The following is a 13,768-nucleotide window of genomic DNA, read 5'->3' on the forward strand; positions in this document are numbered from 1 at the left end:
CTTCATGACTAAGATGTCTTCTTATTTATCTCAACAGCGGTGAAACTGATATACACATCTCTTCCGGTTGCCAGCTCTTCAACATGATAAGGCCATTGATAATGTTCGATAATACAGCTGGTTAAATGCAATCCCAGACCAAATCCAAGACTTTCATCCGTTTCGCCAATACCACTATAGTTTCTAATTTTGACGGTCTGTCCTAACTGAATAATTTCGACCTGACCATGATAAGTGTGCTGAAAAGCATTTCTGATCAAATTCCCTAACACAATTCTAACCATACCCAAAGGCAATTGATAACTGGCAGGCTCTGTTTCGATGATAATATCAATCTCTTTATCACGTACCAGATAATCTAGCTCACAACGAATCTGATGAACTAATTTTTCCAGATCCACACGTTCCGTTGATAGATTGTCAAATTTGCCCCGATTCAGCCAAAGCAGCGTTTCACATAGCTCCGTCATGGTCATACCCGCCCGGAGAATCCGATCCAATACTTCCTGTTGTTTCTCTTCCGTCCCCTCTTTTTGCAGGAGACGCTTCATCAACTGACTATTACTGCGGACCACTGAGATAGGTGTCCTCAATTCATGGCTGGCATGCGACAAAAACTGTTTTTCTCGATTCAAGGCCGTTTGTGCTGATTGCAAACTTGAATGAATAATTTCAGCCAGATTATTTAACTCGTTATAGTAAAAATCAGGTGCAGCACGATGGAGGTTGCCGGAAGAGAGTTCCCTCGCCCAGTCGATAAGACGCTCAACCGGGATGGCGATCCTGCGTAATAGAACCACCATAATCAGTGCAAAGAGGGTAATTGCAATAATGGCGTAAATCATAATGCGCAAATAATAATTTGTATCTGCATTATTTTTCTGAAGATGAGAGAGAATATCGGTAAACACCCAAGAGATATAGAATGTTCCTTGTGTCGCACTATCGTAACGTAATACATAAGCAGCTGCGGTCGGAATATCAAACCAGTTATCCCGTTCCACATATTTGCCAAAAGTCTGATGAAGCTGCAATTTCGGGATGTGTTCTCTCACCAATTCAGGGGTGTCTTCCCAATGTTGATAAACAGCAAACCCTTGCAGTTGATTCGGATGCATTCCTGAACTTGCAATTTCCCGTGCCATTTGGGTCATTCCGTAACGAATGGTCAATTCAGAACCTTGACTAAAGAAACTTGCAGCTAAGGTAGAAAAAACAAGCACCACCAACGCACCGACTGAAATCACAGCGAATAAAAAATAGATTTTTAGACTACGACGAATTCGCATATCAATCTTCCGCCGATTTGATAGCAAAACCAAAACTGGGAACAGTGTGGATCAGCGGTTTGAAACCCGCTTTATTCACCTGTTTGCGAAGATTGAAGATATGAACTTTCAAACTGTTGCTATCGGGTTGTTCACTGCCCCAAACCGTTTGGATGAGTCTTTCCCGGGAAACGGTCGAGGGTGACTCACGCATCAGAATTTCCAGAATTTTGGTCGCTATCGGAGAAAGCTTCAATAACTCACCAGACCGGCGAGCTTCTTTAACCGCCAAATCTAACTCCAGATCTTCGACAACCAGTTTGGAAACCTGACCGCTCTTTCTTTTCGATAGGACGTTCACCCGCGCAATCAACTCCTCCATCTCAAACGGTTTCACCAGATAGTCATCTGCACCCTTCGAAAACCCTCGTAGTTTATCGTCAAGTGTATCCTTCGCGGTTAACATCAGAATAGGAACTTGAATGCCTTGAGAACGCACCCGTTCACAAACAATCAGCCCCTCTATTTTAGGTAGGTTTAAATCCAGCACTATCACATCATATGTATGGCTGGTGATGAGATTATAGCCAATCTGCCCATCAGCTGCATAATCCGCTTCAATATCTTCAAGCGCCATGTAATCGATGATGGCTGTTGCCAAATCTAAATCATCTTCGACAAGTAATACTTTCAGCATCTGAAATTCTGATCACCCTCTTGCCCGCAATTTTTACCTGACAGCCACATCATCATGGTAGGCATCTTCAGGCGATGTGTGTCAATATCCACACTCAATGTAATAAAATTTTGGTTAAGAGTCGGTTAACTTCATCAAGAAGCTGAACATTATGCCGCTACGCGATTGATACGGCCTGAACGTAATGTACGGACAAAAGGAATGCCCTGCTGATCATGAGTCACTTCAGCATTCACACCATACACATCTCGAATCAGCTCTGGCGTTAATACTGCTTGCGGACATCCTTGTGCAACAACTTTGCCTTGTTTCAGCACTAATAAATGATCGGCATACTGTGCGGCCAGATTCAAATCATGCAGCACCATCAGAGTCACCCAGCGCTGACTTTCCGTTCGTTCAACCAGATGGTCCAATAAGACATGTTGAAAATGAAGATCCAGAGCACTTACAGGTTCATCCAGCACTAGAATTTCAGGGCGACGCATCAATGCCTGTGCAAATAAAATCATCTGACACTGTCCACCACTCAATGTCCGGACATCCCGATTCGCCAAATGTAATAAACCAATCTGCTTTAATGCGGTCAGCGCGTCTTCCAACATTTCATCATCGACTCGCAGACTCAATGCATCCAATTGCCCCAGTAACACAACTTCAACCACCGTCAGACTGACATCAAGGCGAATATCCTGGGGCATATAACCAAACTGCTGACGCCAGGCTGAAATTTTACTGTGCTGAAGAATTTGGTCGCCAAAAACGATCTCACCGGATTGGGGACGAATATCGCCAAACAGTGTTTTCAGTAATGTGCTCTTCCCCGTCCCATTCGGGCCGATAATGACACTCACTTTACCGGGCTGGAGGCTAAAACTCATCTGTTCAGCCAAGGTTAACCCATCAATATTTAAATTTAAGTCAGTCACATGAAGCATTACTAACGCCTTTTACCAATAATGAGCCAGAAGAAAAACGGAACCCCGATAATTGCGGTAACAATCCCAATCGGAAACAGTGCTCCGGGGACAATGACTTTAGAAAGAACAGACGCACTGGACAGTAAAAAAGCACCGATCAGAAAAGATAATGGCAGGAAAAACCGTTGGTCTTCCCCAACCAGCATTCGTGCAATATTCGGTGCGACAATCCCGACAAAACCGATAATGCCAACAAAGCTGGTTGCTGTAGCGGTCATCACCGCGACAATAAACAGCGTTTTCAAACGTAAACTCGCAACATGGACACCGAGACTTTTAGCCCGCTCTTCTCCGAGTCGTAGCGCGGTCAGTTTCCAAGAATCTTTCAATAGCATGAATAAACAGACGATTGTCACAACCGCAGTAATGATCAGATTTGTCCAAGTCGCTTTCGACAGACTACCAAATAGCCAAAATAGGATTTGCTGGCTCAATTCCGGAGAAGAAACAAACTGAACCAGTGATAACAGCGATTGAAACAGGAACAGTAGGGCAATCCCGGCCAGAATCAACTGTCCGGAGGTAATATGACGCATCGTTGCCAACGCAAACAGAAAGCAGGCGGAGAGCATACAGCAGAAAAAAGCACCCAGCGGTACGGCAACGTATGATTCGAGTCCCAGAGAGTCCATATACAGCATCAACGCTGCACCAAACCCTGCGGCAGCGGCCATTCCCAATGTATAAGGACTTGCCATTGAATTATTCAGCAGGGTTTGCATTTCTGCACCACCAATGCCAAGCGAGCCACCGACAATCACGGCCATGAGAGCAATAGGTAATCTGAGGTTGGTCACGATAACTTGTGTTGTCGGATCCACTGAGACAGGGAAACCTAACCACTGCAACAAGGCGTTACCAACCCGTGAAACGTCAAGCATCGACGGCCCTGTGGCGACATCGAGAATAAACGAAACAACAAGTACTGCCAAAATGGTGCCAATGACCGTCCAACGCCTTTTTTCGTTGGCTCTTTGTTTCGCAACTGCTTCAAGCATTAAATCGGCTTGCATGTTTTAACTCCGGTGACAATATGGCCCGAGCAGACCATAACTTCTATCATGAATGAGTAATACGAACAGCAAAGTCTCCTCCATATCATTGTCATACGTTCCCCATTGACCTGACCGGCAGAATCACGAATCACTGATGATACTCAGCTTAATCTAAAAAATCATAAAGAGGCTGCATTATATCTAAACAAATATGAGAGTCATTCTTATTTTCAAAAAAATATTGTATCTGTCAGTTTAAGTCAGTTGATATCGCATCGATTCGATGTTTAGAATGACTTACGCTCAAGTGGCAAAACGAGCATCGCCCTCACAGCACAATCTAAAAGGACACACAACTATGACGCCGTCTCCTTCATCATCGATTCCGGTTGTGCTGACCATTGCAGGTAGTGATAGTAGCGGTGGCGCAGGGATTCAGGCCGATATCAAGACCATCTCCGCAACGGGTTGTTACGCCTGCTCAGTGATAACCGCCTCCACAGCCCAAAACACGCAAGGTGTATTTGATGTATTACCACTTCCCGTCAGTCATGTAATTCAACAGCTTGATGCGGTGTTTTCAGATTTAAATATTGTGGCCGTCAAAATCGGGATGCTTGCTAATGCAGAGATTGTCGCAGCAGTTGCCAATAAACTTCAGGCAGTCCGTCCCCGCCATCTGGTGATTGACCCGGTGCTGTTATCAACCAGTGGTCGGATGTTACTAAGTCAAGATGCCTTACAGCCATTACAAGACATACTGCTGCCAATGGCAGATTTGGTCACACCAAATTTGCCGGAAGCGGCTGTGTTACTGGGTTATCCGACCGGTGATTCAGGGGATGGGATCGCCAGGCTATGTCCCGAGATGATCGCGGATTTGCAACGACTCGGTTTACCGGCCATTTTACTCAAAGGTGGTCATGCCGATGACCCTCATTACAGCCAAGACTGGCTGATCACAGCATCAACGGCAACGGTGTTCAGCGCCCCTCGGATTGATGAATCAAATACGCATGGCACAGGATGTACGCTCTCTTCAGCCATTGCTTCTTATTTAGCTCGTGGCGATTCACTCTCTTCAGCCGTCGAAGCAGCTAAAACCTATATTTCCGGTGCCATTCGTCATGCTAGTCAATTGGATGTAGGCCGGGGGAAAGGACCGTTACACCATTTCTATCAGCAGACGGTTGAGTGACAAACCATCGGTCAATCATCGTTCAGCAATCCGCCCATCAAACTCTCAGACGTATCCGATATCACCCAATATAAACCGTAATCGGCATGTTGGTCTGTTTCTCGATTGACTTCAGCCGAGACAATAACACCGCGCTGATGGCATTTCCTGCGGTGAGCATCAGATTGCCGTTGGGGAGATAAAGATCACGCTTGATCACCATCCCCGGTTTGATTTCACTCAACCCGATACAGAGCTCAACACCGTCTTCAACCCGGCTCGGTTGTTTCAGCATCTCAAGATACACCTCAATCACTTGGGGATCATACAACTCACCCGCCTGTTGTTTCAGGTATCCTTGTGCACTTCGGGTGGTCATTCTCTTCGGGTTATATGGTGAAGCGACATAAAAATCGTAGTCTTTCACCACTTTAATGATTCTGGCACCAATGGGGATTTCCGGCCCTCGCAGGTGATCAGGCCGTCCTAACCCATTATAGAGTTCGTCCTGATGACGAATTATCTCAACCAATGGCTCAAAGCGCTTAATCCGTTCGACAATTGTTGCCCCGACAACCGCATTGGCACTCGGTGAAATCGGCACCTGACTTTCCGGATCGACTTTAGTCATTTCAATTTCAGAGTCCCGCGCGCCGATCAAGCCAATCTGGTGCATGAGGCCACATAAATAGATATGACCGATATCTGTCTCCGATAATTTCAAACGTTGCGCGACAGACTTGGCCTGATTGGCAATTCGCTCCGCGTGATCGGCAGGGAATCCTGTTCTATGCTGAATAATCGCAGTCACCATACCCAAAATATCTCTGAACGTTTTGTTACGACTCTTCAGCAACATTTCCAGCCGAGTATTCGACGTGCTTAATGCCTGGGTTCTTTCCTGAACTTGTAATTCCAGTTGATGATTAAAGTCGGATAATTTTTGGTTGGATGTTTCCAGCGCCTGATTCATCGTTTCAAGCTGCTGATTGCGCTCTTCGAGTTCTTCCGATAATCGTTCTTTTTCTTTGGTTAAGCGGAAAAACTCAGCGGACTTGGCAATAATCAGTTTTAAATTTTCATTGTCCCAAGGTTTACTGATGTAAGTATGAATGCCACCGGCATTCACCGCTCTCACGGTAGACTGTATATCACTATATCCCGTTAGGAGAATACGAATCGCATCCGGTGCAATTTCTTTCGCCTGAGATAAAAACTCCGCACCATCCATCTCGGGCATTCGCATGTCGGAAACAATGATTGAGACTTCGTTTTCTTGCAAATACGTTAATGCTTCCCGACCATCACTAAAACTCACGACATCATAATCAAGACGAAGCACCCGATTAAGTGCTTTCAGAATATCATTTTCATCGTCTAATAAGAGCAGTGTCAGTCGATCCGACGCTGTAGCATGACTTTCCATGATGATCGCTCCTGCTTCTGTTCACTTCCAGTACAATATTGAACTTGTTCTGATAAGGTCGGACTATCAACCCCGAATCACCGCCAAGAGAATTCTCTCTGTAAGTAATTCAATTATATTATACTTTTCAAGGGTTGGTAAAAAATGTACCGGAAGCTGCCATATTAATATTGAACGGGGGCCCCAAATCGGTCTTGGACTTCCTGTAGTAAGATTTGACCACTGGACACTGACGATCAACGTTCATCGAGTGCTCATCAGTATACAGATCACCCTAAGGCATACTGACGACACAAGGTAACCGAATCACGGCCTGAGTCCCCTTGCCTAACTCAGACTCAATCGAAATCAGGCCGGAATGTTCTTCAATAATCTCTTTGGCAACAGAAAGTCCTAATCCGGCACCGCTTCCCACCTGCTTGGTAGTAAAAAACGGTTCAAAAATATGTCGCAAATGTTCCTCGGAAATTCCTTTGCCGTTATCTTGAATCGATAGACAAAGATTTCGCTTTCTCGGAATGAGAACACTGGTCTCATATGTTAGCCGAATACAAATAATACCATCCGTATGCGTAATCGATTGGAAAGCATTCATAATCAAGTGGATAAATGCCTGTTGCAGTTTATTGGATTGCCCTTTGACATACATGGGTCGCTCTGGAGCCTGATAATCAATCCTGGCCCGCATCTTGAGTTCACCAAGAATCAGGCCCAACGATGAACTAATCACATCCCGCAAGTCAACGACCCCAATGTTTGAACTGGATACATGGTTATAAACATTCAAACTCGACACAACATTTTGAATTCGGGTGAGCCCTTCGAGCGTCTCTGAGATAATAGCTGCACTATCATCCAGTATCTCTTCTACAGATATTTTTTGTGTCTCAGACAATGTCGAAACAAACTGTTTAAATTCGCGCATGTAGGCACTGAGCGTACCTAAATTACTCATAATGAATCCCAGAGGATTATTAATTTCGTGCGCGACCCCCGCAGCTAATTTCCCTAAAGAAGCAAGTTTCTCAGTCTGTTCAACATCCTGATTGTGATACATCATCTCAGTCGATGTAATATAAGTGAGCGCAATCTTCACCACTTCAATAATGTAGTGTAATGTCCCTAAACTGTTTTGCTGCCACAGAGCTTCAGACTGGGAAGTCAGTAGCATCATGTAGTGGCGAGATTGGATCTGAACCGTCACAACCAGAGCTTTGCTTATCGTCGGGAAAAAAGGCGCATAGTATTCAGCCCAGAAATTGGAACGTTCGAGCTGCTCAATAAAACAAAACTCGTGTTGGGTGAAAGTCGGAAAATATTGCTCTCGGATCGGGCCAGTCAATAACGGACGAGAACGTATCAAACGCAGAGAATCCAACTCATAGGTCGTAAATAGGTAAATCTCCGTATCGACAAAGGTCTCGCTCATAAAATCCACAAATAGATCGAGACTGTCATCCTGACTTTCTGAGGTCAACATCAGGCGCAAGGTATCCAAAGCAAAGTTAGGTTCTGCACACCATCGATCTTCATCAGAGAGAATCATCGGCTTGACTTGAATATCATTTTCTATTGACGAGTGTCCCACATTAGCTGTCCTTCAGTGTCCAGGCCAAAACCATAAAACGCAACTCAGCTTGTTGCTTGCTCAATGTCATCGGTTGCAGTCACTGCATCGATAGGGAGTTGAATAATAAATTCACTGCCGGCTCCGATCTCACTCTGAACGGCAATCGTTCCCTTATGGGCTTTAATAATTCCATAAGAAACAGATAATCCTAATCCCGTTCCGGATCCAACGGCTTTCGTGGTGAAAAAAGGATCAAAGATGCGATCCTGAATATCAGGAGGAATGCCTGTCCCCGTATCACGAATCCGAATTTCAACATGGTGTTCATTGACTTGATGGACGGAAATATAAATTGTCCCTTCCCCTTCAATCGCTTGACTGGCATTCACTAAGATATTCAACAACACCTGATTGATTTGCATGGGCTGACAATAAACATCCGGAATGTCCGCCTGGTAGTCTTTTTCAATCGTAATATTATACTTAATCTCGTTATGAATGATTTTCAGTGTCGATTCAATACCATTCACAAGGCTGGCATATCCCCACTCCGAACCATCAATATGTGAAAAATCTTTCAGGTTCTTCACAATAGACATCACTCGGGATGAACCTTCCAGTGACTCCTGAATCAAATCTGATGTGTCTTCCAAAATAAAACTAACTTGCTGCTGCTGTAACACCGCTTGGCAATGTTCTGCCAACGCACTATCACCGCCTTCATCAATCATCTCTTTCATCTTCTCAATGACTTGAGCCAAGCGCTGAAAGTAATCATGTAAAGTCTGAATATTTGATGTAATAAAACCAACCGGATTATTGATTTCATGGGCTATCCCCGCAGATAACTGACCAATCGATGCCATTTTTTCAGATTGGATCAACTGTCCTTGCGTCTCTTCCAGTTTCTTAATCAACATTTTTTGTTCTTGATGTTCGATTTTCAATTGTTGAGAGATTTTCCGCAGCTGCGCTTGCTGGCTGGCTTGAATGGTCACATCATAAATACAAAGACAGACATGCTCAATCGAGCCATCATCATTGTGGATAGGAATGACTTCCAGATTTTGAAACATCTGTTCTTCTTCGCCTGATACGGGCCGAGAACTTTTGAAGGGAAGCACGTGTGGTTTTTGTTCCCATGACGAAAAACTCGATGACTCAATCACTAGTGCAGTATCGATCTTTCGCTTCAGATAATCAGCGGACTGAGGAAAAAGCGTCAGAATATTCTGCCCTTGGATCGCACCACCTGCATAAATCACCCGTGACTGAAAATACTCATTCGCTTTAACAATCAAGTAATCATTGCGAACGATACACAATGCAAAATTGAGCTGGTCTAACAAATCTGACAGTAATAACCTACTTTTAGCCATACTGACTCCTATAATAATTCATCTAGGCGCTCAAGCATTCGGCCTAACTCCCTATCCGCAAAACAGATAATTGTTCTCGCTGCAAATGAATCTTTTTCAATCAAAAACGAAATTTCCATAATCAAAGAAAGTTTCCATTCAGAGACGGGTAAAGGCTGTCTCGAAGGCTCAAATAATACTGGTGGTTGAATTTTAGTTTTGACATCGATTTGTTCACACAACCCTTTGAGACTTGCTCCAGACAAAATATTTGAAATATCCAGAATACTTTCCTCAACATTAACTGAATCGAAAGTATCCCCTTTGACTCGGTTCAGATCCGTCACAACCTGTTGGCACCCGCGACGACTGACTAAGGTAATCAGCTCACCATCCATACCACCAAAAAAGGATTGCCGCGTATAATAATAATCTGACTCTGATTGTTTCAGACGATCTAAATCTTCATCAGTCGCTAAACGAATATTCGGCACAGAAATCACGACATGGAGATCCAGTAAAGTCGCTAATTTATTCGCGGCTCTCCCCATCGATATATTCATAAACTCTTGAAGCGCATCTTGGTGATCTGCAGATAAAACCGTATTCATAACAATCCCACCTCATGTAATACATGTTCTAATTGTATTGGGTCTAACGGTTTCTGAATAAATGACGCGGCCCCTAATTGTTTCACTTTTTCCTGAGAATAAGGTTGAATGTCTGCGCTAATGACGATCACGACCGTTTTAGCATCAATTTGATGCAAATGTTCCAAAACCTGAAAACCATCCATTTCAGGCATGGTTAAATCGAGAAACATGACATCCGCCAACCCCTGATTATAATTGCTGACTGCTTCTTTCCCGTTTGATGCTTCATGAATACTCACATCCCACCGCTCAGGTAACGCTCTCATGACTGATTTACGCGACATTTTTGAATCATCTGCTATCGTCACATTGATTGCCATTGGTATCTCTCCCTCACATTCAAAAAATCATCGACGCTGTTGTAATATGATCTGTCATCATATTGTTTTTAACCATTTTATTATGCTGTTTCTAATAATAATGGGATCAATGCCAAAACAGCGTCACTGACAACATTGGGTAATTGCTCAGCGATTTGCTTGAATTGCTCATCTGTCTTGAATTTCTCAATCATGTAAGCTAGGCCGACAATACTGCCATACACGACTGTCTCATTCTGACTGAGAAAATCGATATGGCTCTGAGATAAAATCATGTCACCGACATCAATATCATATCCCCATAAAATCAGCAGATAAGCAGCCGCAACGTGGTGATCATGGTAACCATCCTGCAACCCCAGATAGGTTCTGATATTTTCTAACGTTGCCCCTTCTTCCAGTACGAGCAGCGTTCCGATAGACGTTAATAGACTGGCAACAAACACTTTATCCTGTTCACGTCGGGCAAAACTCATCTCTTTCGCAATCAATCGCGCAATCGAACCGACTCTGAGGGCTCGCTCTGCGACCTGCTGATGCTGTTTCGGTGAAACCCGGTGATGAGGAATTTGCGTTAGTAAAGAAACAGCAATCGTTTCAATTAATGTTGCCCCTAATCGGCTGACCGCTTCAGAAAGTGAATCAGTATGTCTTCTGAATCCGAAATACGATGAATTGGCAATTTGAAATATCCGGGCAACTAAGGAGGGCTCATGACTAATCACCTCAGCCATTAAATGCATGTCACAATTCGGCGAGGCGATCACATTCTGTAATTCCTGAACAGTATGCGGCAATACGGGCAAACCAGACAAAGACCCTAACTTCTGACGACACTCTGCATTGAACGGCATTTTATGTAAGCGTTCGGCACACTGAAACAGGTGTTCAAAATCATCCTGAGTAAATGGTTTAGGTAAAACGAAGTGGGCATAACCGTGTGCTTTTTGAGGTAACTCTTGAGTTGTATCCCCCGTCAACAGTACCCGGATTGACTCAGGCAAATTCATTTTGACTTCATTCAGTAACACATCGCCGCGCTTCTTTGGCATCAATAGATCAGAAATAAATATCGCAGGATGTTCAATGTCAGAGTCAGCCATGATTTCCTCCCACCGCATCGGTTCATCAAGGAGAAGAAACCGCCACTCGGGACGCAAACGACGCACCAGCCGGCCAATGGCTTTTAACATAAACTCATCATCATCAACACATACCACTTCAAGATTTGCCATACCCCACCCTTAACTCGCAGAATCTAAATAATGGTGAATCTCTTGTGTCAGCTCATGACACCATTGTTCAACCACACTGAGCCGAGTCGTCTGCGTACAAATATTATCCGCTTCATTGAGCGAGTCCGTCTCAATCTGCTGAAGAACTTCTGCTAGCTCATCCGCACCGATAAAGCGTGCTGATGATTTCATCCGGTGAGATGTCATTCTGACATGTTGTATATCGCCATCCTGCCAATAGGAACGTAACTGGGACAATGATTCGTCCAGTGAGATAAGGTAACCACTGAGCATCTCACTGATATTCTCTTCACCAACCATGTCCGCAACTCTTGTCGGCTGGAAATACTGTAAGTCCGCCATGATGATTCCCCAAGGTAACTGAGCTAAAATCGACACGTGATATTTACGAACGCTGTTTTCTCAATGCGTTAGGTTTAGTGTAGCTGATTCTCAGCAACGCGAAGGGGCAAAACAGTGCGCCTGTTAACAGAAATCCCGATGTTCAGGCAGAGAGAAATAAAAATCCCCCAAAAGTTACCTTTGAGGGATCAATCGATACCAGCAGCATCACAACATGTTGTCGATAACGCTACTCCGCAGTCCCTGATAATGTCTCTTTGATTGTCACATCAATCGGTGTACTCGGATGCCCCAGGAGCAAACTGAGATCATTTGACGAACTCAATAGATCGCCCGCAGCCGCTCCGGTTTCAGCGTTCCCTAATACCATTGAAAATGGTGCCGGAACACCAGCATTTTCCAACGCTTGAACATAGTCGGATTCAGACAGATTCTGATAAGTTATCGGTTGTCCTGTTGCTTTGGACAAAGAATTCGCAAACTCAGCCAGGGTAAAACTCTGATCACCCGCCAGTTCGTAGACTTTACCGGCCTGCCCCTCGCGTGTCAGGACATGTACGGCAGCTTCGGCATAATCACGACGAGGCGCGGATGAAATACGGCCGTCTCCGGCACATCCAATCATCATGCCCTGTTGCAGAATCGCTGGGATCCCCATGGTATAGTTTTCCGAATACCAGCCATTTCTCAAAATCACTGCGGGGAGTCCGGATTGCTGAATCAAGGCTTCTGTCGCGACATGTTCTTCGGCCAACATCAAAGAAGAACGATCTGCTTTCAAAATACTGGTATAAGCCAGTAAAGTGACGTTCGCGGCTTTCGCGGCTTCAATGACAGTACGATGCTGTTCAATCCGCTGTCCGACCTCACTGGAAGAAATCAACAGCACTTTGTTTACACCGACAAATGCGTCACGCCATGAGTCAGGTTGGGTATAATCTGCATACCGTACTTCCACTCCCAGTTTCGCCAAATCCTGTGCTTTATGAACATCGCGAACTGTCGCGACAATTTGTGATGCAGGCACTTTTTGTCGTAAGGCTTCAATCACGAGACGGCCAAGTTGGCCGGTTGCTCCGGTAATTGCTAACATAATGTCTCCTTTTACTTTGTCATCTCAGAACCATTCACGACCTCATTCACCATGAAACACCACGGATTAACTGGCGCATCACAGACGGATTGCTCACAAGGCCAACTGATCCTATACTAAAACCAAAACTAACTTTTAGTAAGTACGTACAAAAAGGTAAGTATGAAAAAAATATCTCAACTTGAACAACATCAACGCGGCAATGTCTTTATCGCGCAGTGTCCGTCTCGGGAAGTTCTCAATCACATCACCAGTCGGTGGGGGATTTTGGTCTTGATTGCTCTGAATGACGGCGCGTGGCATCGATTTAGTGAACTGAGGAAGAAAATTACGGGGATTAGTGAAAAAATGCTGTCACAAACACTGCAAACTTTAGAACGCGATGGTTTCCTGACTCGGATTGCCCATCCGGTGGTACCGCCTCATGTCGAATATCAGCTCACCCAACGGGGTCACACCGTGACGCAAAAAGCGGCCGTCCTTGTCGAATGGCTAGAAGACAATATTATTGATATCCAAAGTCTTCAATCTCAATATGATCAGACACGGATGGCGCAAGAGTCATCACTTCAAGCAAAAAAATAAGCGTGCTATCACGCACGCTTATCCATGACAAGTCAGCAAGATTCAGTC

The 13,768-nt window shown here is 44.5% G+C and carries 14 protein-coding genes; 2 read left to right on the plus strand and 12 right to left on the minus strand.

The annotated features are described in order from the left end of the window. Positions 1-8: 8 nt before the first annotated feature. The 4 genes from MKS89_RS09760 to MKS89_RS09775 form a co-directional block, all read right to left on the minus strand. Positions 9-1,289, minus strand: a complete 1,281-nt coding sequence (locus MKS89_RS09760) for a sensor histidine kinase (RefSeq protein WP_072958764.1) — start codon at positions 1,287-1,289, stop codon at positions 9-11. A 1-nt stretch (position 1,290) separates the two neighbouring features. Beyond that, a complete protein-coding gene (locus MKS89_RS09765; RefSeq protein ID WP_072958767.1) occupies positions 1,291-1,965 on the minus strand; it encodes a response regulator transcription factor in 675 nt (224 codons plus the stop codon). A gap of 149 nt (positions 1,966-2,114) precedes the next feature. After that, complete coding sequence (locus MKS89_RS09770; protein WP_072958770.1) at positions 2,115-2,903, minus strand: ABC transporter ATP-binding protein; 789 nt, start codon at positions 2,901-2,903, stop codon at positions 2,115-2,117. A 2-nt stretch (positions 2,904-2,905) separates the two neighbouring features. Next, the gene (locus MKS89_RS09775) at positions 2,906-3,958 is read right to left on the minus strand and encodes a FecCD family ABC transporter permease (RefSeq protein WP_072958772.1); all 1,053 of its coding nucleotides are present in this window, start codon (positions 3,956-3,958) and stop codon (positions 2,906-2,908) included. A 274-nt stretch (positions 3,959-4,232) separates the two neighbouring features. Between MKS89_RS09775 and thiD the strand changes: the two genes are divergently transcribed. After that, on the plus strand, positions 4,233-5,138 hold the full coding sequence (thiD, locus tag MKS89_RS09780) for a bifunctional hydroxymethylpyrimidine kinase/phosphomethylpyrimidine kinase (protein WP_083571262.1): 906 nt from the start codon (positions 4,233-4,235) through the stop codon (positions 5,136-5,138). A gap of 61 nt (positions 5,139-5,199) precedes the next feature. Here thiD and MKS89_RS09785 read toward each other — a convergent pair whose 3' ends face one another. The 8 genes from MKS89_RS09785 to MKS89_RS09820 all read right to left on the minus strand — a co-directional run bounded on the left by MKS89_RS09785 (position 5,200) and on the right by MKS89_RS09820 (position 13,135). Next, a complete protein-coding gene (locus MKS89_RS09785) occupies positions 5,200-6,543 on the minus strand; it encodes a response regulator (RefSeq protein WP_072958776.1) in 1,344 nt (447 codons plus the stop codon). A gap of 274 nt (positions 6,544-6,817) precedes the next feature. Continuing rightward, positions 6,818-8,131, minus strand: coding sequence for a sensor histidine kinase (locus MKS89_RS09790; RefSeq protein ID WP_072958779.1), 1,314 nt, complete (start codon positions 8,129-8,131; stop codon positions 6,818-6,820). Positions 8,132-8,175: 44 nt separating this feature from the next. Further along, positions 8,176-9,492, minus strand: coding sequence for an ATP-binding protein (locus MKS89_RS09795; RefSeq protein WP_072958782.1), 1,317 nt, complete (start codon positions 9,490-9,492; stop codon positions 8,176-8,178). 8 nt (positions 9,493-9,500) lie between these two features. Beyond that, complete coding sequence (locus MKS89_RS09800; protein WP_072958785.1) at positions 9,501-10,082, minus strand: chemotaxis protein CheC; 582 nt, start codon at positions 10,080-10,082, stop codon at positions 9,501-9,503. Beyond that, positions 10,079-10,444, minus strand: coding sequence for a response regulator (locus MKS89_RS09805; protein ID WP_072958788.1), 366 nt, complete (start codon positions 10,442-10,444; stop codon positions 10,079-10,081). Before MKS89_RS09805 ends, MKS89_RS09800 begins: the two co-directional genes overlap by 4 nt. Positions 10,445-10,524: 80 nt before the next feature. Further along, complete coding sequence (locus MKS89_RS09810) at positions 10,525-11,679, minus strand: HDOD domain-containing protein (RefSeq protein ID WP_072958791.1); 1,155 nt, start codon at positions 11,677-11,679, stop codon at positions 10,525-10,527. A gap of 9 nt (positions 11,680-11,688) precedes the next feature. Then, complete coding sequence (locus MKS89_RS09815; protein ID WP_072958795.1) at positions 11,689-12,042, minus strand: Hpt domain-containing protein; 354 nt, start codon at positions 12,040-12,042, stop codon at positions 11,689-11,691. A gap of 229 nt (positions 12,043-12,271) precedes the next feature. Further along, complete coding sequence (locus tag MKS89_RS09820) at positions 12,272-13,135, minus strand: SDR family oxidoreductase (protein ID WP_072958798.1); 864 nt, start codon at positions 13,133-13,135, stop codon at positions 12,272-12,274. A 162-nt stretch (positions 13,136-13,297) separates the two neighbouring features. Here MKS89_RS09820 and MKS89_RS09825 point away from each other — a divergent pair, with 162 nt between their 5' ends. Continuing rightward, positions 13,298-13,720, plus strand: a complete 423-nt coding sequence (locus MKS89_RS09825; protein ID WP_072958800.1) for a winged helix-turn-helix transcriptional regulator — start codon at positions 13,298-13,300, stop codon at positions 13,718-13,720. The last annotated feature ends 48 nt before the right edge of the window (positions 13,721-13,768 follow it).

The organism is Vibrio gazogenes (assembly GCF_023920225.1).
In the GTDB taxonomy this organism is placed as follows: domain Bacteria; phylum Pseudomonadota; class Gammaproteobacteria; order Enterobacterales; family Vibrionaceae; genus Vibrio; species Vibrio gazogenes.

What these genes read in the sequence shown, in the direction of transcription:
- MKS89_RS09760 (WP_072958764.1), bottom strand. Translation starts at nt 1,289, where the DNA reads ATGCGAATTCGTCGTAGTCTAAAAATCTATTTTTTATTCGCTGTGATT.
- MKS89_RS09770 (WP_072958770.1), bottom strand. Translation starts at nt 2,903, where the DNA reads ATGCTTCATGTGACTGACTTAAATTTAAATATTGATGGGTTAACCTTG.
- MKS89_RS09805 (WP_072958788.1), bottom strand. Translation starts at nt 10,444, where the DNA reads ATGGCAATCAATGTGACGATAGCAGATGATTCAAAAATGTCGCGTAAA.
- MKS89_RS09800 (WP_072958785.1), bottom strand. Translation starts at nt 10,082, where the DNA reads ATGAATACGGTTTTATCTGCAGATCACCAAGATGCGCTTCAAGAGTTT.
- MKS89_RS09795 (WP_072958782.1), bottom strand. Translation starts at nt 9,492, where the DNA reads ATGGCTAAAAGTAGGTTATTACTGTCAGATTTGTTAGACCAGCTCAAT.
- MKS89_RS09815 (WP_072958795.1), bottom strand. Translation starts at nt 12,042, where the DNA reads ATGGCGGACTTACAGTATTTCCAGCCGACAAGAGTTGCGGACATGGTT.
- MKS89_RS09765 (WP_072958767.1), bottom strand. Translation starts at nt 1,965, where the DNA reads ATGCTGAAAGTATTACTTGTCGAAGATGATTTAGATTTGGCAACAGCC.
- MKS89_RS09810 (WP_072958791.1), bottom strand. Translation starts at nt 11,679, where the DNA reads ATGGCAAATCTTGAAGTGGTATGTGTTGATGATGATGAGTTTATGTTA.
- thiD (WP_083571262.1), top strand. Translation starts at nt 4,233, where the DNA reads ATGACTTACGCTCAAGTGGCAAAACGAGCATCGCCCTCACAGCACAAT.
- MKS89_RS09825 (WP_072958800.1), top strand. Translation starts at nt 13,298, where the DNA reads ATGAAAAAAATATCTCAACTTGAACAACATCAACGCGGCAATGTCTTT.
- MKS89_RS09775 (WP_072958772.1), bottom strand. Translation starts at nt 3,958, where the DNA reads ATGCAAGCCGATTTAATGCTTGAAGCAGTTGCGAAACAAAGAGCCAAC.
- MKS89_RS09820 (WP_072958798.1), bottom strand. Translation starts at nt 13,135, where the DNA reads ATGTTAGCAATTACCGGAGCAACCGGCCAACTTGGCCGTCTCGTGATT.
- MKS89_RS09785 (WP_072958776.1), bottom strand. Translation starts at nt 6,543, where the DNA reads ATGGAAAGTCATGCTACAGCGTCGGATCGACTGACACTGCTCTTATTA.